This window comes from Colwellia sp. Bg11-12 (genome assembly GCF_014076955.1).
Lineage (GTDB): Bacteria > Pseudomonadota > Gammaproteobacteria > Enterobacterales > Alteromonadaceae > Colwellia_A.
This window is the reverse complement of the sequence record NZ_JACGUZ010000081.1, coordinates 19,011-41,329: the sequence shown is the minus strand read 5'-3', so window position 1 is coordinate 41,329 and position 22,319 is coordinate 19,011. Positions and strand designations below refer to the sequence as shown.

Genomic DNA, 22,319 nt, shown 5'->3' with positions numbered 1-22,319 from the left:
ATAAAAGATGAGCACTTCATTGAATTGTTCTGGCTAAGTTTATAACGAAAAAAATAGGTATTAACATTGATGTTAATACCTATTTTTTGAGAAAAGAAGCTTGGCCTTGGGATTTTCGTTGTTTAAATTAAAGTTACGCTCAATGACAGTGGTCAAAAGGTCAAACTACAAACCAATAACGCAATCTACATATTACACGGCTTATCGACTTCACTTATTATAAGAGTATTGTAGGGATATTCCAACTCGTAACACTCTGTTTTCCTGTCCAATCTTCAATCGTCAACCAAACCTTATCTTCTGCCTTTAATATCTTAGGGCTAATAGCATGAGCCTCTTGACCATGTTGACTACCGTGCAATATACCTTCATTACCTCCCGCTAATATGTTTAATGGCAATGCTTGTTTACCTATATTTACGTAAGCTTGACGAATTTCCTGAATATCTCCCTGGTTAACCGTAAAGAAAAAATCTTTGGTGTAGCTCCCATCATGAAGGTAGGGAGGGTCAAGGTTATAAGGCATCGGAGTCACTTCAAAGGAACCTATTTTTTGGGTTTCCCAAGCATCAGGAAATTCAGGTGATAACGATTGATAGAGAAAATAAAAAGGTAAAATTAACAGTAAACCATTTAATTTATATTTGTAACGTTGCCATAAGCTATTTTTAAAATTAACCATTAGTTAACTTCCTGTGTAGTTAGTTGTGGCGTATCCGAAGCGTTTACTTTATTTATTGGTGTTTCTACTTGAACAGCCTTAGCTGCTCTTACTGTTCGACCACCCCACATTAAAAATCCAGTAATTGACATGCCTGTTAATAAAGTACCAAATAGAAACCAAATTATTTTAGTCCAAACGCCCCCTATCGTACCGTAATGCAATGGATCAGCAATATGAGATAAGGTTTGTAATACGGTCATATCAGTTGGTTGTCTTACACTTTCTAAAACGCCAGTCCACGGATTTACAATAACACCATAAGAATATTGGTCATAAAAAATAAAGTCGCCGCTTCCAAATAGTTTATAAGTATCTCGCTTATGTTCAGGTAACATAATATAGCTACCTTTAAAGTCAGGGAATTTTTGTTCTGCAACAGAAAAAGCATGCGCTAAGCTAAAGTTTGGCGTTGGAATATCCATCGCACTTAATGGCAGGTGCTGTTCTGATATCAGGTGAGAATGAGGTTCAATATCAACATTCGCATGCCACAATATTGCTTGGCATAAATACCACAAACCCGTAACGCTCATCAGTAATAAAAACCAAATTGACCAAACACCCGCTAAACGATGTAAATCAGCTAAGAGTGTTTTTTTACCTTGTTTCAAACGAAGTTTAGGTTGGGTAAAAGCTCGCCAGAAATTTTTATAGATAACTAAACCTGTAATTAATGCACCTAACATCACTATTGCCATAGCACAGACAATATAATAACCAATACTGTAATTACTCTCCCATGGAAATAGCAACCAACTGTGCAAGCCACGCATAAAACCAGTAAAGGTAATACCTTGATTAATCGCCTGTATATCACCGGTGTATTGATTGATATAAGCAATTGCCTGTGGCTTATCTTTATCAGTAAAACTAACTGCATGAACGAGGTACGGCTCAAAAGTCATTAGTGTTGTTATTTTAGCGGTTGGGTGTGCATTTTGAACAATTGAAATAAGTTCAGCTGATGATTTTTTTTCAAGGTTATTGGGATTACTCGCACGAGCATCAGGGTTAGCAAGCCACGTTAGTTCATGACTTACTACGGCAATAGTTCCTGTAAGGCAAACAAAACAAAAAATTATCCATATGGGTAATGAGAACCAACCGTGAAGTTGAAACCAGAAACGATTACTAAGTTTTGCCATGTTTTATCTTATTTAATATGTGTAAGGATTATTAAGTATGTTAATGCTTATGAGAATGATTATCAATAGCATTCATGGGAAATATAAATACTATCTATTGTAGTGTGTTGTCCATTTTACTGTGCATTCGTTCAATAACGTTCAAGCTAAAAAAGCCACTAAATACGAATGATAATAATTTCTATTTACATTGGTGTAAGGAAATGTACAATAATGTAAAAAATCCAATACACATAAAATATTGATACATTAAGGGTAAATATGAAAATTAAACACGCTTTTGCGCTATCTTCATTAGTTTTAGCTATGGGCTTTCCTGCTTATGCCGAAGAGGTGAAGGCTAAAGAAACGGTTGAAAATACCAATAAAAAAATTGAAAAAATACAAATTTTTGGTGTTCGTACCGATCGAGTAAGTAAAGGTGCCACGGGTTTAACCATGGAGCTTAATGAAACGCCACAATCAATTAGTGTTATCGACTCTGAGCAAATTAAGAACTTCGCGGTTAATAACATTGATGATGTGCTGCAACTGGCGACCGGAATTTCCATAGAGCGCAGTGAAACTAACCGCACTAGGTATACCTCTCGTGGTTTTGATATTAAAAGTACGCAAATTGATGGTATTGGTCTACCTAACGGCTGGGGTCTCGTTACTGGTGCTATGGAAAGTTACGGCTATGAAGAAATAGAAGTTATTCGTGGGGCTAATGGTCAATTAACTGGAGTGGGTAATGCTGCGGGTACTATTAATTATGTGCGAAAACGTCCAACGAATGAAAACGAAGCGGAAGTAGCTTTAGTATTTGGCTCAGATGATCTTCAACGTTTACAAACAGATGCTTCATTTTTTATAACAGAAAGTGGCAGTTGGGCGGCACGTATTATTGCTGTTGCACAAGAGTCAGGCTCATATCTTGATGGCTTAGAAGATGATCGTATCTATTTCTCGGGCGTAGTTGATGGACAGCTTACAGACCACTCAACACTAGCCTTTGGCGCTTCATACCAAGATGCAAATAGTGATGGTGTTATGTGGGGTGGCTTACCACTAGCTTATTCCGATGGCACGCAGGCAGACTTTGATGTTAGTACTAGTCCAACTCAAGACTGGACTATGTGGGACACTCTCAATATCAATGCTTTTATTGAGTATGCTTATACCTTTGATAATGATTGGGAAATAAAAGCAACTTATAATAAACAAGATTCTGAAGACCAAAGTAAATTACTCTATGTATTTGACGGTTTTGGTCTCTATGACAGTGAAACCAAGCTAGGTTTAGCAAGCCAGCCAGGAAGATATGACTCGGAATTTGACGCTGATTTATTTGATTTAACCGCAAAAGGTAAATACGGTTTATTTGGTCAAGACCATGAATTAACGTTTGGTGTAAGTACCTCTAAAAGTACTGATATTTCCTTTACCAGCAGTTATGACCAAGCAACCACACCAGCTTATGGCTTAACTCCTGCTTTTCCGTATGCGCAAAATGCTATTCCTGAGCCAGTGTGGGCTGATAAAATACGCTATTCTGATCTTGATGTAACGCTAACACGCCTATTTGGCTCAACAAAGTTAAATATAAGCAATGATTTATTTATCATAGCTGGCTTTAATGCTATTGATTACAGCCGAGAAGGTTATAACTCTGGTGGGGCTGTCGATAATGATGAAAACGAAATTAGCCCTTACCTAGCCGCAACCTATTCGATTACTGATGATATTAATGCTTACGTTAGTTATTCAGATATATACCAACCACAAGAACAATATGATTACGATGGCCACTTCTTAGATCCAAGTAAAGGGGTTAACTATGAGATAGGCGTAAAAACACAATGGTTTGATGATAAATTACTCGCGACCTTTGCTGTATTTCGTGCTGAACAAGACAATATAGCGGTTTTCGCAGGGATCAACGACCTAGGAAACTATTATTATAAAGGCACGATAATAGACTCAAACGGTTTTGAGTTGGAAATTATTGGGCGCTTAACGGATAACCTTAATGCTACTTTTGCTTACACAAACTTAAAAATAGAAGATGAATTAGGTAAAAGTACGAGTGCGTGGGAGCCAGAAAATCTGATTAAGTTTTCTGTAGATTATAGCTTCACACAATTACCTGAGTTAATGATGGGCTTAGGTGGTAAATGGCAATCCAAAACTGAGAATGCTGCAGCAACAGTGAAACAAGACTCATACTTACTTGTTAATGCTTTTGCTCGTTGGGACGTATCAAATAATCTCGCAATACAAGCAAATATTAATAATATTACTGATGAAAAATATATCACTAGTTTAAAGAATATTGGCTTTTACGGCGCTCCTACTCAAGGTAGTGTTAACGTAACTTATCGTTTTTAAATAAGCATGCGGCATGGGCCAATTGATGCACAATGCCCTTGCCGTGTTTACCTTTACATCAACATTACTTGGATTTTTCTTGCTTTAATTTACACCCAAAACCTCTCTTTTACAGTGAGAGTTTTGGGTGTTTTTGCCTTGTTTATGGCAAATTTGGGGGAATGTGTCGTCTATGGCTACTTTGTCTGATTGCATGCGACTATTAGGGGCTAACAATAATTGACCCTAAGTCGCTAATGCTAACTTAGGGTTTTAAGGTACATGAGTTTTAGTGGTTTTTTATGGCTTATAGTGAGTGTTATTTAGCCTGATCTTTCTTTAGCTAAGGCGCCTAAGGTTGGCGAGGCGAGTATTAATTCATCAACTAATTCACCTAATACTTTTTTTGGCAGTTTTTTAATAATCATTTCACCAACATTATTAGCGTTGCTTGCTGCAGCAAAAAATAATATATTTTTACCGTTGCAGGTTATGTCATCAAAAATAGAGCGTATTTTAATACGTTGTGTTTTTAATAAAGAGCGGAATCGCCTCTTGTCGTCAGCGGCAACAAATTCACAAATGTTTTGAGCAACATTATAGGCCATTGCCTTAGGTGAGTATGATTGTGTTACTAAGAGTAATATTATTATTGAGGTGATACCTGCTACGTTATATCTCATCATTCATTTACTCCTCAAAATTTGTCATTCACTAATTTTCTTTACTTCTAATAAGTGTAGTCGCTAATTCTTTAATTTCATTTTTATCCATTTTTATTTTCAATAACACTCTTCATTTAATAAATCGGCAATATTACTGAAACTTAATCGTCACATTTAGCCATTAACATAATCGACATTAATTTTAGGGGTAATCAAATAAGAACTGATTAACTCAAACAAAGGTAAAAGGTTTTACTATGAAACTTTCGAAAATTGCACAAGCTTGTTTAATACTCAGTCTAAGCACAACCAGCTTAATTAGCCATGCAACCCCCTCTGCAGAAAGTAACGACAAACAACTGAATCAAGTTGTTGATGCGGGAACACAAATCAACCAATCAGCAAGTCAATCTCAACAGCGTGTTAATACCATTAGCGAGCAAATACAAACAAAGTTGCAACAATTTAAAACCATTAACAAGGAAATTGATGGCTTAACTGTTTATAACCAACAAATGAATACGCAAGTGGCAAACCAATTAAAAGAGCTTGACCAAATTGCGGTATCGATGGAACAAGTTAGCATTATAGAGCGCCAAATTTCACCGTTAATGGCCCGTATGATTGAAACACTAGAAAACTTTGTTGCTTTAGATGTGCAGTTTTTAACGACTGAGCGTAATCAACGTATCACCGATTTAAAAAGCATGATGGAACGTGCCGACGTTGCTATTTCAGAGAAGTTTCGCCGGGTACTAGAAGCTTATCAAGTTGAAGTTGATTACGGACGAACTATTGAAGCATACACGGGGTTAATTGATATAGAGGGTAGTGAACAAAATGTTGATTTCCTCAGAATTGGTCGGGTGAGTTTAGTGTATCAAACACGTGATGGAAAAAAACTAGGCTTATGGGATAACGCATCAAAGTCATGGAAACCCCTTTCAGCTCAATACCGTTTAGATATTAATAAAGGTTTACGCATCGCTCGTAAACAACTTGCCCCAGACTTAATTATTGTACCTGTTGTACAAAACTCGGCTGAATAAGGAATATCGCTATGAAAAAATTAACAACATTACTCTCGGCAATTACGTTGTCAGTGGTCTCTGTATTCAGTAGCCAAGTTATCGCTCAACAAGCAACAAACTTAGATGATTTATTGTCACAATTAGCGCAAGGTAAAATCGCGCAAAGTAAGCAGAATCAAAGTCGTGAAGCTGAATTTAATGCAAAGAAGAGCCAACAAATTCAATTGTTGAATCAAGCCAATCAGCAGCGTGATCAAGCCATTAATTTAAGTACTCAGCTCGAGAAAAGCTTTCAAGACAATGATGTAAAGCTTGGTGACAATACTGATGCACTCAATAAGCGTATGGGTGAATTAAAAGAGTTGTTTGGTGTTTTACAACAAGTTGCCGGCGACACACGCAGTAAATTTCAAACGTCGGTTGTTTCAGCTCAAATTGCTGGACGTGGTGAGTTTTTAGATGAATTTGCACAAAGTATGGGCTCTTCTTCTAAGTTAGCTTCTATCGAAGAAATTGAACGTTTGTGGTTTGAATTACAACGAGAGATGACGCAAAGCGGCAAGGTACATAAATTTAGCCGCGAAATTGTTTTAGCGAATGGTCAAAAAAGCCAAGCTGATGTCGTTAGAGTCGGTGGTTTTAACTTGGTTTCACAAGGACAGTACCTTGAGTACATTGATGAAACAGGTGCTGTTGCTCAATTAAAGAGACAACCATCAAGCCGTTACTTATCAAGTGCTGATGAACTAACGTCAAGCACTGGCGACGTTGTTCCTTTTGCTTTAGACCCAACGGGTGGTTCAATTTTAGGATTATTAGTCCAGGCACCTGATATACAAGAACGTGTTGAGCAAGGTGGAGCCGTTGGCTACGTTATATTAGCGATTGGCCTTATTGGTTTACTGATCGCAATTGAACGTTTTATCACACTCTTTTTCATTGGCGGTAAAGTTAGCCGTCAATTAAAAACGAATACCGCATCAAATGATAATCCGCTAGGTCGTGTGATGTTAGTTCAAGATAAAAACCCGAATGACAATGTTGAAACGTTAGAGTTAAAGCTCTCTGAAAGCATTCTAAAAGAAGTACCGGTATTAACGACAAGGCTTACTTTTATCAAAATAATTTCAGTTGTGGCGCCTTTAATTGGTTTATTAGGTACGGTTACCGGCATGATTAATACCTTCCAAGCGATTACGCTCTTTGGTACTGGTGACCCTAAATTAATGGCGGGTGGTATTTCTCAAGCTTTAGTTACCACAGTACTTGGTTTGGTTGTTGCGATACCCATGGTCTTTATTTCAACATTACTTAATACGCGAAGCCGCGGCATTATTAATATTTTACAACAGCAAAGCGCTGGGATTTTAGCTGAACGCTCAGAAGGCTCAGCTAAAACAGCAACACCAGAGCAAGGAGCATAAATAATGATCCTCTTCATCGAAATGATGAATCGTATCCAAGCGTTCTTGGATACGGGGGGGCTTGTGCTAAGTGTTATTGCAGCTGTTATCTGTTTAATGTGGTTACTTATTTTTGAACGATTATTTTTCTATTTACACAGTTACAAAGCAGTGAAAAAAAATATCATTGAAAGTTGGTTTAAACGTACAGAAAGACATTCATGGAATGCTGAGCACATAAGAATTGCGCATGTTTCAAGAGCCACCGAAATGCTGAAAACGAATGTAACGTTAATTCAATGTTTAGTTGTACTGTGCCCGCTGCTTGGTTTAATGGGGACAGTAACAGGCATGATTGAAGTGTTCGACGTTATGGCTATTTCAGGTAGTGGTAATGCGCGTTCAATGGCTTCAGGTGTTTCACGCGCTACTATCCCAACAATGGCAGGTATGGTTGGTTCATTATCTGGGGTATTTATGGTGACTTGGTTGCAGCGTAAAACAAAACGTAGAACTGAGCAAATGCAAGATAGCCTTCCCATGGCTCACCAATAATTAGCACTTAAATAAGGAGAAGCGCTATGCGTTCTCAATTATCAAATATTTTACAAGAACAAGAAGAAGCCGAAGAAATTAACATGACACCGATGTTAGATGTTGTTTTCATCTTATTGATATTCTTTATCGTTACCGCCTCGTTTGTTAAAGAAGCCGGTATTGAAGTTAATCGCCCTGAAGCGGCTACGGCAGTAAAAAAAGAGCGTGCCAATATTTTAGTGGCGATTAGTGAAAAAGGTGAGATTTGGATCAACAAGCGCCGCATTGATATTCGAGCAGTTCAGGCGAATATAGAAAGATTAAAGGCCGAAAACCCACAGGGTACTGTGGTTATTCAAGCGGATCAAAAGTCGACAACTGACACGTTAATCAAAGTAATGGACGCTGCTCGTTCTGCGGGCGTTTATGACGTTTCAATTGCTGCACAAGAGGGATAGGTCATGGCAACCGTGATGAACACGCCAGCCCGTTATAGCATAGGTTTATTGCTTGCTGTTGTAATGACCTTTTTGTTGTTATGGGGTATGCAAGCACTGATTTCGGGGGGGAATAACGCCTTAACAGAAGCACCTCGCGGTAATGTGCTTGACTTTATTCGTCTAAAAAAAGAGCAGCAATTAACGACAAAGGAAAGAAAACCACAAAAACCACCTGCGCCTAAAGAACCACCACCGCAAATGCAACAACCACAAATGCAACAAGCCAACCCTAATGCCTTAAGTACGAGCTCTGGGTTTGGTGCTGACATTCAAACGGATCTTAGTTTAGCGGGCGGTTTGAGTTTAAGTGGCGGTGATGGCGACTATTTACCCATTGTAAAAGTCGCCCCTATATATCCACGTCGCGCGCAATCTCGTGGTATTGAAGGTTATGTTATTGTCGAATTTATAGTGACCAAGAATGGCTCTGTACGCGACGCTGTGGTGATAGAAGCTAAACCAGAAAATATTTTTAACCAAGCAGCAATGGCTGCCGCATTAAAATTTAAGTATAAACCACGTGTAGTTGATGGTGTCGCCATGGAAGTTGCTGGCGTACAGAACAAAATTTCTTTCCAAATAGAAGGTTAAGGAGTCTGTAATGACTAAAATGACAACTTTAAAAAGAAAAGCGTTATCGTGCCTTTCAATAGCATTACTCTTTAGTGCCCCGGTAGTACTTAGCGAAAATATCGGTGGTAATAGTGCTCAAGCCCAAGATCAAGTTAAAGCACAAGGCGAGTCAGCTAAAAAATCCACCTCAGTGAAAGTACCCGCAATGCGTAATCGTGTTTACACACAACTTGCTCGAGCGCAAAAACTGGCTGATGAAGGTAATGGTCTCGAAGGATTTGATGTACTTGACGAAGTACAAGACCGTATTGAAAGTTTAAACAGTTATGAGCGTGCAATGCTGTGGAATTTCTATGGCTTTATGTATTACGGTAATGACGATGTGGCTTCAGCTATAGACAGTTTTGAAAAAGTTATCAAAGAACAAGCGATCCCTGAATCATTAAGACTATCAACACTTTACTCGTTAGCGCAATTATCAATGCAAATGCAAAACTTTCCACAGTCTTTAATATTTTTAGGATTATGGCAAGCAAGTAACCCGAAAGAAATGACCGATACTCAACAGGTATTATTTGCGCAGGTTTATTACCAAAACAAACAATATCAGGAGTCGCTCAACTATGTTTCAAAAGCGGTTGCACAAAGCATCGCGGCCAATGAAATACCCAAAGAGAACTGGTTAGTCTTGCAACGTGCGAATTACTTTGAATTAAAGCAACCGATTGAAGTTACACGTGTTATTGAAAACTTGGTTCGTTATTACAACAAGCCTAAATATTGGTTACAGCTTTCAGCCATGTACGGTGAAATAGGTGAGGAAGGTAAGCAACTTGCGGTGATGGAAAGTGCGTGGCAAGCTGGTTATGTGACTCAACCAACCGACATTATTACCCTCGTACAGCTTTATCGTTATCATCAGGTTCCCATTAAAGCGGCTAACTTACTCGCTGAAGCAATAGACAGTGGTAAAGTGATTGCTGAGGAAAAGTATTTAGATATGCTTGCCAAGGCATATATTGCTGCAAAAGATGATGAGAAATCTATTCCAGTGTTAATAAACGCTGCTAAAATTTCCGACACTGGTAAATTCGATGCCCATTTAGCCCAGGCTTATTTGAATTTAGAAAAATGGCAACTTGCTATAAAATCAGCGGATAAAGCACTTAACCGTGGCGGATTAGATTCAGAGACTAACTTAGGTAATATGTACTTAGTCAAAGGGATGGCAGCATTTAACTTACAACAATTTGAACAATCTTTATCTGCCTTTGAGCAAGCAACAAAAGTTAAAAGCTCGGCTAAAACTGCTAAACAGTGGTTTAAGTATGTAGAAAAAGAACAAGGAGCAAAGCAAAAATTGGCAATGCTAAACTAGTTTATTATTAGGTTTAGGTCTATTCCATTCAATCTATAGAGCCTCATCACAGATGAAAGTCATCGCGCAGTGAGGGGCTCTATATTTATTATGAAAATAACCATTATTCTTTTTAGGTGTATGAAATTCATTCAATTGATGGTAAAACATTAGTCATAATAAATATATTATAAAATCCATAAGAAAAATAATATGTTGCAGCTTTACCGTAATTTACGTTGAAGTTGTGATCTTTTAAAAAAGGTGGCTTATGAATATTGGAATACCTAAGGAAACGTTAACGGGGGAAAACCGAGTAGCAGCATCGCCAAGCTCGGTAGTTGCTCTACTCAAACTTGGTTTTACTGTCCAGGTACAAAAAGGAGCGGGGACAAAAGCAAGTTTTACCGATGAAGAATTTGCCGATGCAGAAGCTTCTTTAGTCACGAAAAAAATATGTTGGCAGTCAGATATTATTTTTAAAGTGAATGCTCCATCACTTGACGAAGTTGCGCAAATGAAAGATGGCGCACATTTAGTCAGCTTTATTGCCCCTGCGCAAAGTCCTGAATTACTTGAAGCTTTGCGGGAAAAATCAATCACCACTTTTGCTATGGAAATGGTGCCACGTATGACGCGTTCTCAGTCAATGGACGCCCTTAGCTCAATGGCTAATATTGCTGGTTACCGTGCTGTTATAGAAGCCACTCATCTTTTTGGTCGTTTTCTTACCGGGCAAATTACGGCTGCGGGTAAAATGCCTCCTGCCAAAGTGATGATTATTGGTGCGGGGGTTGCTGGTCTTGCGGCTATTGGCACTGCTGGAAGTTTAGGCGCTGTGGTTCGCGCTTTTGATACTCGCCCAGAAGTAAAAGAACAAATTGAAAGTATGGGGGCAGAGTTTCTTGAATTAGATTACGAGGAACCCGAAGATACTGGCTCTGGCGATGGTTACGCAAAAGAAATGAGTAAAGCATTTATCGATGCTGAAATGGCACTTTTTGCTGAACAAGCCAAAGATGTTGATATTATTATTACTACTGCGATGATCCCAGGAAAACCTGCACCCAAATTAATTACAGAAGCTATGGTGCATTCAATGAAACCTGGCTCAATTATTGTCGATCTAGCGGCAGCGGGCGGTGGTAATTGTGCGTTAACGGTGCCGGGTAAAGTCGCTAATGTTAATGGTGTTAAGATTGTTGGTTATACTGATTTAGTGTCACGTTTACCGAATCAATCATCACAGCTTTATTCAAACAATTTGGTTAACTTAACTAAATTAGTTTGTCCAAATAAAGACGGCACCATTACGGTTGATTTTGATGATCAAGTTGTTCGCAATATGACCGTAGTCAAAAATGATGAAATTACCTTTCCACCTCCACCAATACAAGTCAGTGCTGCACCTGTTAAGCCTGCACCAATAAAAATCGAAGCCGTTGTTGAGGAAGTTCAACCAGCCTCACAAACTAAGAAGCATCTTTTTATGGGCTTGGGCGCTATATTATTTGCCTGGGTGGCCAGTGTTGCCCCTGCTGATTTCCTCTCTCATTTTACTGTTTTTGTACTTGCCTGTGTTATTGGTTACAACGTGGTATGGAATGTCAGTCATTCGCTGCATACGCCTTTAATGAGTGTAACCAATGCTATTTCTGGCATTATTATTGTTGGCGCTTTGTTACAAATAGGGCAAGACAATACATTGATACAGATACTGGCGGGGATTGCGGTGCTCATTGCCACAATAAATATTGTTGGTGGCTTCGTGGTGACCAAACGTATGTTAAAAATGTTTAGAAGATAAGGGGCGCATTGATGGAATTTTCTCAAGGGTTAATTAGCGCAGCTTATATTGTTGCCGCATTATTATTTATTTTTAGTTTGTCGGGGTTAAGTAAGCAAGAAACGGCTGAAACAGGCAATTGGTATGGTATCACCGGTATGGCGGTGGCGTTAATTGCAACTATAGCTGATCCACGTGTCGATAATGTTTTAGTGATATTTATTGCCATGTCAGTGGGCGCATTTATCGGTTTACATTTAGCTAAAAAAGTTGAAATGACACAAATGCCAGAGCTGGTTGCTATTTTACATAGCTTTGTTGGTTTAGCTGCTGTTTTAGTTGGCTATAACAGTTATTTTGAAATGGATCATTCATTAGCGTTTAACCTAACCGACACCCAACAAATGGCGACCAACATTCATTTAGTTGAAGTATTCTTAGGTGTTTTTATTGGCGCGGTAACCTTTACGGGGTCAATTGTTGCTTTTGCTAAATTACGCGGTGTTATTAGCTCTTCAGCACTGATGTTGCCACATCGTCATAAGTTAAACTTAATAGCAGGTATTGTTACTTTAGTTTTACTTATTAGCTTTGTTCAAAGTGATGGCGCTATTAATCCATTGTACATGATGACCTTTATTGCACTTGTCTTTGGTTGGCATTTAGTTGCTTCAATTGGCGGTGCTGATATGCCTGTTGTTGTCTCTATGCTCAATTCTTATTCTGGCTGGGCAGCCGCAGCCGCAGGTTTTATGCTTAACAACGATTTGTTAATTGTAACCGGCGCTTTGGTGGGGTCATCAGGGGCAATACTGTCATACATTATGTGTAAGGCGATGAATCGTTCTTTTATTAGTGTCATTGCGGGAGGTTTTGGTACCGATGTTGTTATCGATAACGATACTGATTATGGCGATCACATTGAAATAAATGCCGAGGCTGTGGCTGATATGTTATGCGGAGCTAAATCCGTTATTATTACGCCAGGTTATGGTATGGCTGTAGCGCAAGCGCAATATCCTGTTTATGAAATGACTCAAGCGTTAAAAGCGAAAGGGATAGATGTGCGTTTTGCTATTCATCCTGTTGCAGGGCGCTTGCCTGGGCATATGAATGTTTTATTAGCAGAAGCAAAAGTCCCCTATGATATTGTTTTTAGCATGGATGAAATTAACGATGACTTCCCTACAACTGATGTGGTTTTAGTGATTGGCGCAAATGACACGGTAAATCCAGCGGCTGCAGAAGATCCAACCAGCCCTATTGCTGGTATGCCGGTGCTAGAAGTATGGAATGCCAAACAAGTGATTGTCTTTAAACGTTCAATGAGTACCGGTTATGCTGGGGTTCAAAACCCATTATTCTTTAAAGAAAATACTCAGATGTTATTTGGTGATGCAAAAGACTCTGTTGAAAAAATATTTAAAGCGCTGTAATTAACTTTAGATTGAGTAACAAAAACCAGTGATCTTTCACTGGTTTTTTTTGCTTAGCACTATTTTTTTGCTTAGCACTAATAGAGTCTAACGCTACTATTACTTTGTTTGTTATGATAATTAACAACAATATTAAACGATGAGAAAGATACTTTGATAGAACAATGGTTAGGAACAATCAACGGTTATTTATGGGGAAGTATCCTTATCTATTTACTGACTGGTTGCGGTATTTGGTTTACTTGGCGATTAAAATGCCTACAAATAACTCATTTTACACATATGTTCACGTTACTTAGGCTTAGTCGAAAAACTGACAGCCATGGTATCTCTTCTTTTCAAGCCCTATGTACATCGCTTGCTGCTCGTGTGGGTACAGGAAACTTAATGGGGGTTGCGGTTGCTATAACCTTAGGTGGCGCTGGTGCTGTTTTTTGGATGTGGCTTATTGCTTTAGTTGGCATGGCAACTGCTTTTGCAGAAAGTGCCCTCGGGCAGCTTTATAAAGAAAAAGATAGCAACGGAAATTTCCGTGGTGGTCCTGCTTATTACATGAGTAAAGGGCTAAAAAGCAAAAAGCTTGCCGTGACTTTCTCTCTGTGTTTATTTTTTGGTTATGGATTTGTTTTTAGCTCAGTGCAAGCACACTCAATTACCAGTGCTTTTGATGGTTCATTTGGTATTAATCCGTTATTTACCGGTATTGCTATTACGATAGCGACTGCTTTTATTGTTTTTGGTGGTTTGAAAAATATCGCACGTTTTGCGGAAATAACCGTACCTTTTATGGGGCTTGCCTATTTATTGGTGTGTCTAGCGGTTATATTTTTAAATATTGAAAAAATTCCTGGCATTATTAGTGACATAATCGCTTCTGCTTTTGGCTTAAAAGAAGCAGGAAGTGGCTTGGTGGGCGCAGCAATTGTGCAGGGGATAAAACGCGGGCTCTATTCTAATGAAGCGGGGATGGGGAGTTCTCCTAATGCTGCTGCAGCTGCCGTTCCCTATCCGCCACATCCTGTTTCACAAGGTTATATACAAATGCTTGCTGTGTTTTTTGACACCATTGTTATTTGTTCTTGTACCGCTTTCCTTATTTTATTATTTAAAGAAACGGGTAGCGATGCACAAGGGATACAATTAACTCAGCAAGCGTTAGCTTATCAAGTGGGCGCATGGGGTAGCGATTTTATTACTATCGCCATTTTACTGTTTGGCTTCACCTCAATTGTTGCCAACTTTGCTTATGCTGAAAATAATTTGAAGTATTTAAATATGGATAATCCACTTGGGCATTGGTTTTTACGCTGTGGATTTTTGGCGATGTTAATTTTTGGTTCGGTAGCGAGTTTACCGCAAGTTATTGCTTTAGCAGATTTATCAACAGGGCTTATGACAGTTGTAAATGTCACGGCTTTATTACTCTTGTCTAAAGTTGTGGTGAGTATTACTCAAGACTATCACCAGCAACATAACCAAGGAAAATTGCCAAGTTATAAGCCAAGTGAAAGTGAGCATAGTCGATTTAATTTAACGAAAGGTATTTGGCAAAAATAGTCTGATGAATAATCTTTAATCTATGCTAGAATGCGCGCCTTAATTTTTGGTTTCGTTTTTTTTGATAAGTGGTGATATATGAGTGTTGATGCAATAGGGTTGTCGGCTGAACTATTAAAGGCAGTTAAAGCCTGTGGTTATAAAACGTTGACGCCTGTTCAGCAGCAAGCTATACCGCTTATTCGTTCGGGTGTTGACCTGTTAGCGAGTGCGCAAACAGGTACCGGTAAAACCGCGGCTTTTAGCTTACCTATACTAGAAGCTTTAGCTAAGATCCCGAGTGATAATAATTCATCAAAAACCATTCGTGCACTTATTTTAACACCAACGCGAGAGCTTGCTCAGCAAGTCGCTCGTAATATCGAAAGCTACAGCGAATTTTTACCGCTAAGCTGCGGTGCCGTTTATGGTGGTGTAAATATGCCTCCACAAACTAAAATGTTAAAGCAAGGTGTTGATGTACTTGTTGCTACACCCGGTCGTTTACTTGAACACTTAGTGGCGAGAAATGTTGATTTATCACAAGTTAAATTTCTTGTTTTAGATGAAGCTGACCGTATGTTAGATATGGGCTTTTTAAATGATATTCAGCAACTCATTAGTGTTATTAAGCAAAAACATCAAACGCTAATGTTTTCAGCCACTTTTTCAAATAAAGTTAAAACACTGGCTAAACAAGTTTTACATACACCAAAAACGTTGGAAGTATCTCGCCAAAACTCAACGTCAGGTAAAGTTAAACAATCTGTTTATTGGGTTTCAGAAACGCGTAAATGCGAATTACTCTCTGAATTGATTGGTGTGAATAACTGGAAGCAAGTGCTTGTTTTTGCTGGTACTAAAGAAAGTGCCAATATACTCGCTAAAGAACTAAAGCTTGATGGTATCAAATCAGCATTGTGTCATGGTGATAAAACTCAAGGCGCAAGAAACAAAGCCTTAGAACAGTTTACGGAAGGAAAAGTACGTGTTTTAGTTGCTACAGATGTTGCTGCACGTGGTTTAGATATTCCAGACTTACCGTACGTTGTTAACTTTCATCTACCTTACCTTGCAGAAGATTACGTACATCGTATTGGTCGTACGGGCCGAGCAGGGAAGTCAGGGACAGCAATTTCATTAGTTAGTCCTAAAGATGAGCAATTTTTAGAAAACATCGAAGCGTTAATTGGTCGTACTTTTGAGCGTACTATTGTTCCAGGTTATGAGCTAGAACGCCCATTACCTGCTCAATATGCTGAGAAAGAAGATAAGCCATTAAAGAAAAGCCGCTATAAAGCGACTCAAGAGAAAAACCAATTAATTGCGCGTAAAAAAGAGGAAAGTAAACCTTCATCTATACGACGTGCAAAAGTGGCGAAAAAAGCCAAACCAGCACCTACGGGCAAACGTAGATAATTCACTTTTTAAGTAGTACTTATGGCACATACTTTAGTTGACATACCTTTCGAGCAACGCCATGAGTGCTGGTTTTGTGGTGAGCCATCAGAATTAATTTTTGGCTTTCCACATCAATATTTTCTCGTCTTTGACTGCTCTCATCCTCCTTTATCAGTACCTAGCTGTCGTGAATGCACTTCTTTTGCAAGAAAGGCAAAGCAACATTCTATTTGGGCTGTTGGTAATAATGTGAAACGCTTTTTAGCGCAAACTTATCAAAAAGATTTAGCGATTGGCAGCAACTGGACTAAAGAAGAGCTAGCCGATAGTGAGTTTGAAACGGGCAACTTTGTTGGTTTTCAAAAAAGTGCTTGGATGATGTATGAAATTGCCAAACAACGCTTGAATTACCAAGGGTGGATATTGTCACTTGAAGGGGTTGAATTAAATGTCGATTACATTGGCACTGAGTTTATCTTTGACGGTGTCACTTATCCAAGTGTTGATATTGCTATTGAACACTTTATTGAGACCTATGATTTATCGGCAGAAATTTTTAAAGCCGCACTCTCAGTTGTCGGTATGCATAAATTTAGCAAGGCGGTAAAGTTTTGCCGCTTACTTATTGGTAGAACGCCAGAACAACAGAAGCTGGCGTTACGCTATTTTAAAGAAGATGAGAAGTTGGGCTAATTTTTCTTTTAACTTATTGCTTCTAAACTAAACTGAGTTTACGGTCTTTAAATATCTTTCTTTGGTAAAGGGCTTTGTCAGCACGTTTAAAGAAGCTTGTTTGTGTATCCATTGTGTTCATAAATGTGTGCCCTAAACTACAGCTCACCTGATAGTTTGATAATAAAGAATCCCGTGTCATTGCTCTATATATCCGCTGTTCAATAACCATCAACGAATCAAGCGTGGCATCTTCAACAATAATTGAAAATTCATCGCCACCAAAACGAAATAAACTATCTGAGTCACGAACACTTTCTTTAAGCGCTAAAGAAAATTGTATTAAGACTTCGTCACCAATATTGTGTCCATAAGTGTCGTTAATCAATTTAAATTTATCGAGATCACAGACAATTAAACCCACTTTACTGCGTTGGCGGTTTGCATGGTGCATGGCACGTTTTAACTGTTCATCAAAACACCGACGGTTATTTAACGAAGTTAACCCATCTTGCATAGCTAACTGCAGTGCCTCTTGATAGCGTAAGGCATTATTTAACGGATGAATTAAATACTGATGTAGTTCATTAAGTATTTTAAAATTGGTAATGCTGATCGGCGAATTAATCGCATAAGTTAACGTGCCAATAAATTTTTTGTTCAATTTCAATTCAAATACACGCTCATTTTTACCTTGCCTACTTCCTCTTATTGATGCGCTAATGTCACCTTTTTTAAAATATAATCCTGAAAAGTCGACATACTTAGCTGCTTCCATCGCAAAAATATTGAGTAAGCGGTCAAGCTCTAATGAGGTTTGGAGTTGTTCCATCAACGCTAGCTTTCTATTAGAATTATCATGGTCAGGACTATCGAACACTTTAAAAGCGTTAAATTGAAATCCCTGATTATCTACTAAATTTAATGTCTGCATATCGTCACCTGATTATTTTATCAATTAGGGTTAAGCAATTTTCATACCTAAAATTTATTTTATTTATTGTTTTTTAGTGTATTGATATTAAATGAATTTATATTAAGAAAAACTTTGTCGAATTTTTGACAAATGATTACTGGCAATGAGTTGCCGCTGTCAAACTACCGATAATTGTTTTAGACTCAAAGATGAACGATATATTTCTTATAAACTTATTACCGATGTGCATTATAAAATAAGGATTTTTTGTGACAGGTCATTTTGAACTCTTAGCTATTCTATCAAGTGCTGTACTTATCGTTTGGCTATTCCGCCGTTTACATTTACCAGCCATTTTAGCCTACTTAGTGGCAGGTATGCTGGTTGGAGATCATGGCTTATCGTTGGTGCAGGACCAAGTTGACTACGATCACTTCGCTGAGTTGGGTATTGTCTTTTTACTTTTCACCCTAGGTTTAGAATTCTCATTACCTAAATTAATTGCAATGCGTCACTTAGTATTAGCGGTCGGCAGTTTACAAGTGGGTATATCGTTAGTTTTTTTTATGGGCATTGCTTTATTTTTTGGCCAGACATTTGCGAGTTCCTTGGTGATAGGCGGAATAATCGCGCTTTCTTCTACAGCCATTGTTATTCGACAATTGAGCGAAACGGGGGCAATGAAACGAAAGTCGGGGCAGTTGTCTGTGGCTATTTTGCTTTTTCAGGATGTTGCCGTTGTTCCCTTATTAATTATTATTCCTATGTTTGCTCAAGAATCAGATACCTCAATGGCTGTAGAGCTTATGATTGCTTTAGTAAAAGGTGTATTTGTTGTCACTTTATTAATGTTTGCGGGTAAGTGGCTTTTACCACGCTTATTTAATTTAGTTGCACAAGTAAGGACAGATGAGTTGTTTGTTTTAACGACTTTGCTGGTAACCTTAGTCGCTTCGTCATTAACACAATGGTTTGGTTTATCAATGGCTTTAGGGGCTTTTCTTGCCGGGATGATGCTTGGGGAAAGCCAATATAAACATCAGCTTGAAGCTGATATTCGTCCCTATCGAGATATTTTACTTGGGCTGTTTTTTGTTACCGTCGGTATGAAGCTCGATATTGGTATTGTCTACGCTTCACCTTTTACCATTCTCGGCGTTATGGTGAGTTTTATGGTCGTGAAAATACTCATTATTGCCTTTCTAGCACAACGAGCTGGAGAAGCGTCTAAAGATGCGTGGGCAGCAGGTTTTATGCTGGCGCAGATGGGGGAGTTTGGTTTTGTGCTTATTGCTTTAGCTAATCAGGTTAAATTACTACCCGTTGAAACCGCTTCTATTTTATTAGGTGCCGGGGTTTTGAGTATGGCGATAACACCTTATATGATTAACAATGCCCGTCGTTGGTCGTTGCTGCTCAGTAATGAAAAACCGATAGAGACCGACCATTTAACTGAACTGCCCGAGCAAACAGAATTAAGTGATCATGTGATTATTTGTGGTTTTGGCCGTATTGGTCAAACTGTGAGTCGCTTTTTAAAACAAGAATCTATCAAATTTGTTGCTATAGATATAGATCCCTTACGCACATCTAAAGCGAGGGACGCTGGCGAGAATGTACTCTTTGGTTCATCAAGACAAACTGAATTGCTACAAGCGGCTCATTTATCACAAGCTAAACTGGTCGTGATCGCTTTTGGTGAAGATAAACAGTCGCTTGAGGTTATTCAAAAAGTTAGATCACTCTCACCTGATGTGCCAATTCTCGTACGCACTCGAAATGACGACCAACTTCAAGCATTACAGGAAGCGGGGGCTAACCAAGTTGTTCCAGAGAGCTTAGAGGGTAGTCTTATGCTTGTATCACAAGTGTTATCGTTAACAGGCGTTCCTTTCTCTCGTATCATACGCCGAGTACAAAAAGAACGTAAAGACCACTACAGCCATTTACATGGCTTTTTTCAAGGGGAGCATACAGACATGAGCCCTGAAGCAATGGACCGCATTGAATTTGCAAATGCAATAATACTGACCGAAAATTCTTTTGCTATTGGTCACTCAATAGCATCACTGAACTTATCAACAAAAAGGGTTACGGTGGTGGCGCTTCGCCGCAATGATGTTGAAACAGAACAACCAGATGGAGCGACTATCCTTCAGGCACAAGATACATTGATCGTTCGTGGCAAGCCTAGACGAGTTGAGCGAGTTGAACGATTTGTGCAAGAAGGTGGCTAAGGTGACTTTTAAGCAAATATAACGAGCACTCTTTATAGTGACAAAAATTTTCGAATCGCCGTTTCTTGCTCCATAGCATCTTCAAAACCTAACTTAATTAATTGGCGGCAATAGTTTTTTTCAAATAATAAATAACTCACAATACTCGACTCTGAGTCATTAGAAATGCCTACGCTGCGTAATAATAAACGTATAGACAGTGGTAAGTCTGAAAAATAATCTACGGCGATAGCGTTAAAGTCATGACTTGGATTAATCAGAAAAGACGATATAGGTTTTAAGCCATCTTTTTCTTTTCTCACTTCTGGCGGTATAAGCTTTATTGTTTCGTTAATTCGCTCTAAGCGTTCTATGTCACTGTGCAACGTATCTGAAAAAATAGTATCAAGTAAATGACCAGCCACAGTCGATGTTGTTGGTGGATGAGGGTTGTTTACTTTACTATGAAGTGGGGCTTTAGGTTGATCAACACCAATAATAAATAGGTTTTCTCCACCTAAATGTATGGCTGGACTTAAGGGGGAAAGCTGATGTATAGAGCCATCACCATAATGCTCTTGGCGAATTTTTATCGAAGGAAATACCAATGGGATAGCAGCAGAGGCCATTAAGTGCTCACTGTTAATTTGACAAGGCTCACCACGACGTTTAGCCCTAAACCATGGCGAAATAGACTCTTCTGATTGATAAAAACTGATTGAATCCCCATTACTATAGCTTGATGCAGTAATAGAAACCGCTGATAAGTAACCGCGTATAATATTGGCGTCGATGCGCTTAAAGTCAACAACCATATTTAGCATGTCACGAAGTGGCGCATTGTTTAGTAAACTACGCGCACTTTTATTCGCATAATCAGCTTGGAAACTAGCGAGCATACCTTTAGCTAAATGAGAAAAAACTCTGATACCGTCGCTATGATAAACTCTACTGGTATTAATGTTTTTCCAGACCCATTCAAGCTTCTTTACCCCAAGATGAAAGCATGACGAGTAACATGCCAATGCTGTGGTATTGATGGCACCAGCAGAAGTACCACATATAATAGGAAAGGGGATACCATGATTTCTTGGAACAAATTTGGATATTGCAGAAAGTACGCCTACTTGATAAGCCGCTCGGGCCCCACCACCAGTAAGTATTAAAGCATTCTTACTGTCTTTATAATTTCTCTTGGTTAACATGTAAATCGCAATTTTATTAATATGAGTATAGTTTAATCAGTTTCATAGCGCTGTGCTAGGGCTTAGTGAGTGAAAAATAGGTTTGGAAGAAAATAGGTGAAAAAAAAACCTGCAGAAGCAGGTTTTTTAAATGACATAGAATTATTATCTAGTAAAACTGTACACTTGGTTTAACAAATAACGTCTACTAAAGAATAAGTTTAGCTGCTAACACGTTCGTTAGCTGCGTCTATCAATGGTTGCGATCCGGCTTGCAAAATAGTTAAGTTAGCTGAGACAACTTTCTTTGGTAATTTTGAAATCATCAAAGAACCTGTTTTAACTGAACCCTGAGACGATGCAAACGCCAACAGATTCTGTCCATTACACTCAATACCTTTAAAGATACTACGAATTTTTAATCTATTCGTTTTTAAAAATGTACGCATGCGTTTTTTGTCGTCCGCAGCAACATACTGACAAATACTTTGTGCAATGTTAGATGCTTGTGCTTTCGGCGCCGATACAACAGACGTCAGTGTTAAAATAGTGATGGTAGAAGCTAGTAATAATTTTTTCATTTTAGTAACCTTTTAATAAATTTAGTTAGTAAAGGAAAAAACCACGGGATGTACCTTGTATAACGAGGTGACTCCGCTGTCATAGGATCTACATTATAAAAACATAAATCCCTTAGACCGGTGGTTTTGCGTAACACGATTTCACGTGTTTTGCCTTTTCTTTGTCTCTTTTAGTATTGCTAATTGAGTAATTAAATGCAAGACAAATGTGCAAAATTGTAAAGGTGAGCGACTACTTATTTAAAATTAATTGTTTTCTATGGTTATATTTCACAAGTAAAACAAGAACTTAATTAAAAAGTATCTA

19 protein-coding genes and 1 riboswitch are annotated in these 22,319 nt (G+C 38.5%); of the genes, 13 read left to right on the top strand and 6 right to left on the bottom strand.

The genetic code is table 11. From position 1 onward, the window contains the following. Window positions 1-217 precede the first annotated feature (217 nt). Both H4J39_RS17380 and H4J39_RS17375 read right to left on the bottom strand, forming a co-directional pair. On the bottom strand, window positions 218-682 hold the full coding sequence (locus H4J39_RS17380; RefSeq protein ID WP_182229606.1) for a hypothetical protein: 465 nt from the start codon (window positions 680-682) through the stop codon (window positions 218-220). Then, window positions 682-1,869, bottom strand: coding sequence for a PepSY domain-containing protein (locus H4J39_RS17375; protein ID WP_182229605.1), 1,188 nt, complete (start codon window positions 1,867-1,869; stop codon window positions 682-684). Before H4J39_RS17375 ends, H4J39_RS17380 begins: the two co-directional genes overlap by 1 nt. Before the next feature lie 261 nt (window positions 1,870-2,130). On the opposite strand from H4J39_RS17375, the gene H4J39_RS17370 reads away from it, so the two are divergent. Continuing rightward, on the top strand, window positions 2,131-4,239 hold the full coding sequence (locus tag H4J39_RS17370) for a TonB-dependent siderophore receptor (protein WP_182229604.1): 2,109 nt from the start codon (window positions 2,131-2,133) through the stop codon (window positions 4,237-4,239). A gap of 302 nt (window positions 4,240-4,541) precedes the next feature. Here the strand turns inward: H4J39_RS17370 and H4J39_RS17365 are convergent, their stop codons facing one another. Further along, a complete protein-coding gene (locus tag H4J39_RS17365; RefSeq protein WP_182229603.1) occupies window positions 4,542-4,904 on the bottom strand; it encodes a DUF3718 domain-containing protein in 363 nt (120 codons plus the stop codon). Between the two features lie 236 nt (window positions 4,905-5,140). On the opposite strand from H4J39_RS17365, the gene H4J39_RS17360 reads away from it, so the two are divergent. The 11 genes from H4J39_RS17360 to H4J39_RS17310 all read left to right on the top strand — a co-directional run bounded on the left by H4J39_RS17360 (window position 5,141) and on the right by H4J39_RS17310 (window position 17,136). Further along, entirely contained in the window at window positions 5,141-5,932 is a 792-nt protein-coding gene (locus tag H4J39_RS17360; RefSeq protein ID WP_182229602.1) for a DUF3450 domain-containing protein, read from the top strand. Between the two features lie 11 nt (window positions 5,933-5,943). Next, window positions 5,944-7,338 (top strand): MotA/TolQ/ExbB proton channel family protein, encoded by a 1,395-nt coding sequence (locus H4J39_RS17355; protein ID WP_182229601.1) that lies wholly within the window; start codon window positions 5,944-5,946, stop codon window positions 7,336-7,338. Between the two features lie 3 nt (window positions 7,339-7,341). After that, on the top strand, window positions 7,342-7,872 hold the full coding sequence (locus H4J39_RS17350) for a MotA/TolQ/ExbB proton channel family protein (RefSeq protein WP_182229600.1): 531 nt from the start codon (window positions 7,342-7,344) through the stop codon (window positions 7,870-7,872). Between the two features lie 26 nt (window positions 7,873-7,898). Next, complete coding sequence (locus tag H4J39_RS17345; protein ID WP_182178845.1) at window positions 7,899-8,312, top strand: biopolymer transporter ExbD; 414 nt, start codon at window positions 7,899-7,901, stop codon at window positions 8,310-8,312. Window positions 8,313-8,315: 3 nt separating this feature from the next. Then, the gene (locus H4J39_RS17340) at window positions 8,316-8,945 is read left to right on the top strand and encodes an energy transducer TonB (RefSeq protein ID WP_259368878.1); all 630 of its coding nucleotides are present in this window, start codon (window positions 8,316-8,318) and stop codon (window positions 8,943-8,945) included. 10 nt (window positions 8,946-8,955) lie between these two features. Beyond that, window positions 8,956-10,305, top strand: coding sequence for a lipopolysaccharide assembly protein LapB (locus H4J39_RS17335; protein WP_182229599.1), 1,350 nt, complete (start codon window positions 8,956-8,958; stop codon window positions 10,303-10,305). Between the two features lie 250 nt (window positions 10,306-10,555). Next, window positions 10,556-12,091, top strand: a complete 1,536-nt coding sequence (locus H4J39_RS17330) for a Re/Si-specific NAD(P)(+) transhydrogenase subunit alpha (protein WP_182229598.1) — start codon at window positions 10,556-10,558, stop codon at window positions 12,089-12,091. Between the two features lie 11 nt (window positions 12,092-12,102). Further along, on the top strand, window positions 12,103-13,506 hold the full coding sequence (gene pntB, locus H4J39_RS17325) for a Re/Si-specific NAD(P)(+) transhydrogenase subunit beta (protein WP_182229597.1): 1,404 nt from the start codon (window positions 12,103-12,105) through the stop codon (window positions 13,504-13,506). 153 nt (window positions 13,507-13,659) lie between these two features. Beyond that, window positions 13,660-15,063, top strand: a complete 1,404-nt coding sequence (locus H4J39_RS17320; protein ID WP_220462248.1) for a sodium:alanine symporter family protein — start codon at window positions 13,660-13,662, stop codon at window positions 15,061-15,063. 78 nt (window positions 15,064-15,141) lie between these two features. Then, window positions 15,142-16,461, top strand: coding sequence for a DEAD/DEAH box helicase (locus H4J39_RS17315; protein ID WP_182178855.1), 1,320 nt, complete (start codon window positions 15,142-15,144; stop codon window positions 16,459-16,461). A gap of 21 nt (window positions 16,462-16,482) precedes the next feature. Next, window positions 16,483-17,136 (top strand): hypothetical protein, encoded by a 654-nt coding sequence (locus H4J39_RS17310; protein WP_182229596.1) that lies wholly within the window; start codon window positions 16,483-16,485, stop codon window positions 17,134-17,136. Window positions 17,137-17,158: 22 nt separating this feature from the next. Here H4J39_RS17310 and H4J39_RS17305 read toward each other — a convergent pair whose 3' ends face one another. Next, window positions 17,159-18,049 (bottom strand): GGDEF domain-containing protein, encoded by an 891-nt coding sequence (locus H4J39_RS17305; RefSeq protein WP_182229595.1) that lies wholly within the window; start codon window positions 18,047-18,049, stop codon window positions 17,159-17,161. A gap of 251 nt (window positions 18,050-18,300) precedes the next feature. Between H4J39_RS17305 and H4J39_RS17300 the strand changes: the two genes are divergently transcribed. After that, window positions 18,301-20,268, top strand: coding sequence for a monovalent cation:proton antiporter family protein (locus H4J39_RS17300; protein ID WP_182229594.1), 1,968 nt, complete (start codon window positions 18,301-18,303; stop codon window positions 20,266-20,268). A gap of 32 nt (window positions 20,269-20,300) precedes the next feature. On the opposite strand, the gene H4J39_RS17295 is transcribed toward H4J39_RS17300, so the two are convergent. Both H4J39_RS17295 and H4J39_RS17290 read right to left on the bottom strand, forming a co-directional pair. Further along, window positions 20,301-21,452, bottom strand: a complete 1,152-nt coding sequence (locus tag H4J39_RS17295; protein WP_182229593.1) for a patatin-like phospholipase family protein — start codon at window positions 21,450-21,452, stop codon at window positions 20,301-20,303. Window positions 21,453-21,652: 200 nt separating this feature from the next. Further along, complete coding sequence (locus H4J39_RS17290) at window positions 21,653-22,012, bottom strand: DUF3718 domain-containing protein (protein WP_220462247.1); 360 nt, start codon at window positions 22,010-22,012, stop codon at window positions 21,653-21,655. A 63-nt stretch (window positions 22,013-22,075) separates the two neighbouring features. Beyond that, window positions 22,076-22,177, bottom strand: a riboswitch (cyclic di-GMP riboswitch). Window positions 22,178-22,319: the final 142 nt, after the last annotated feature.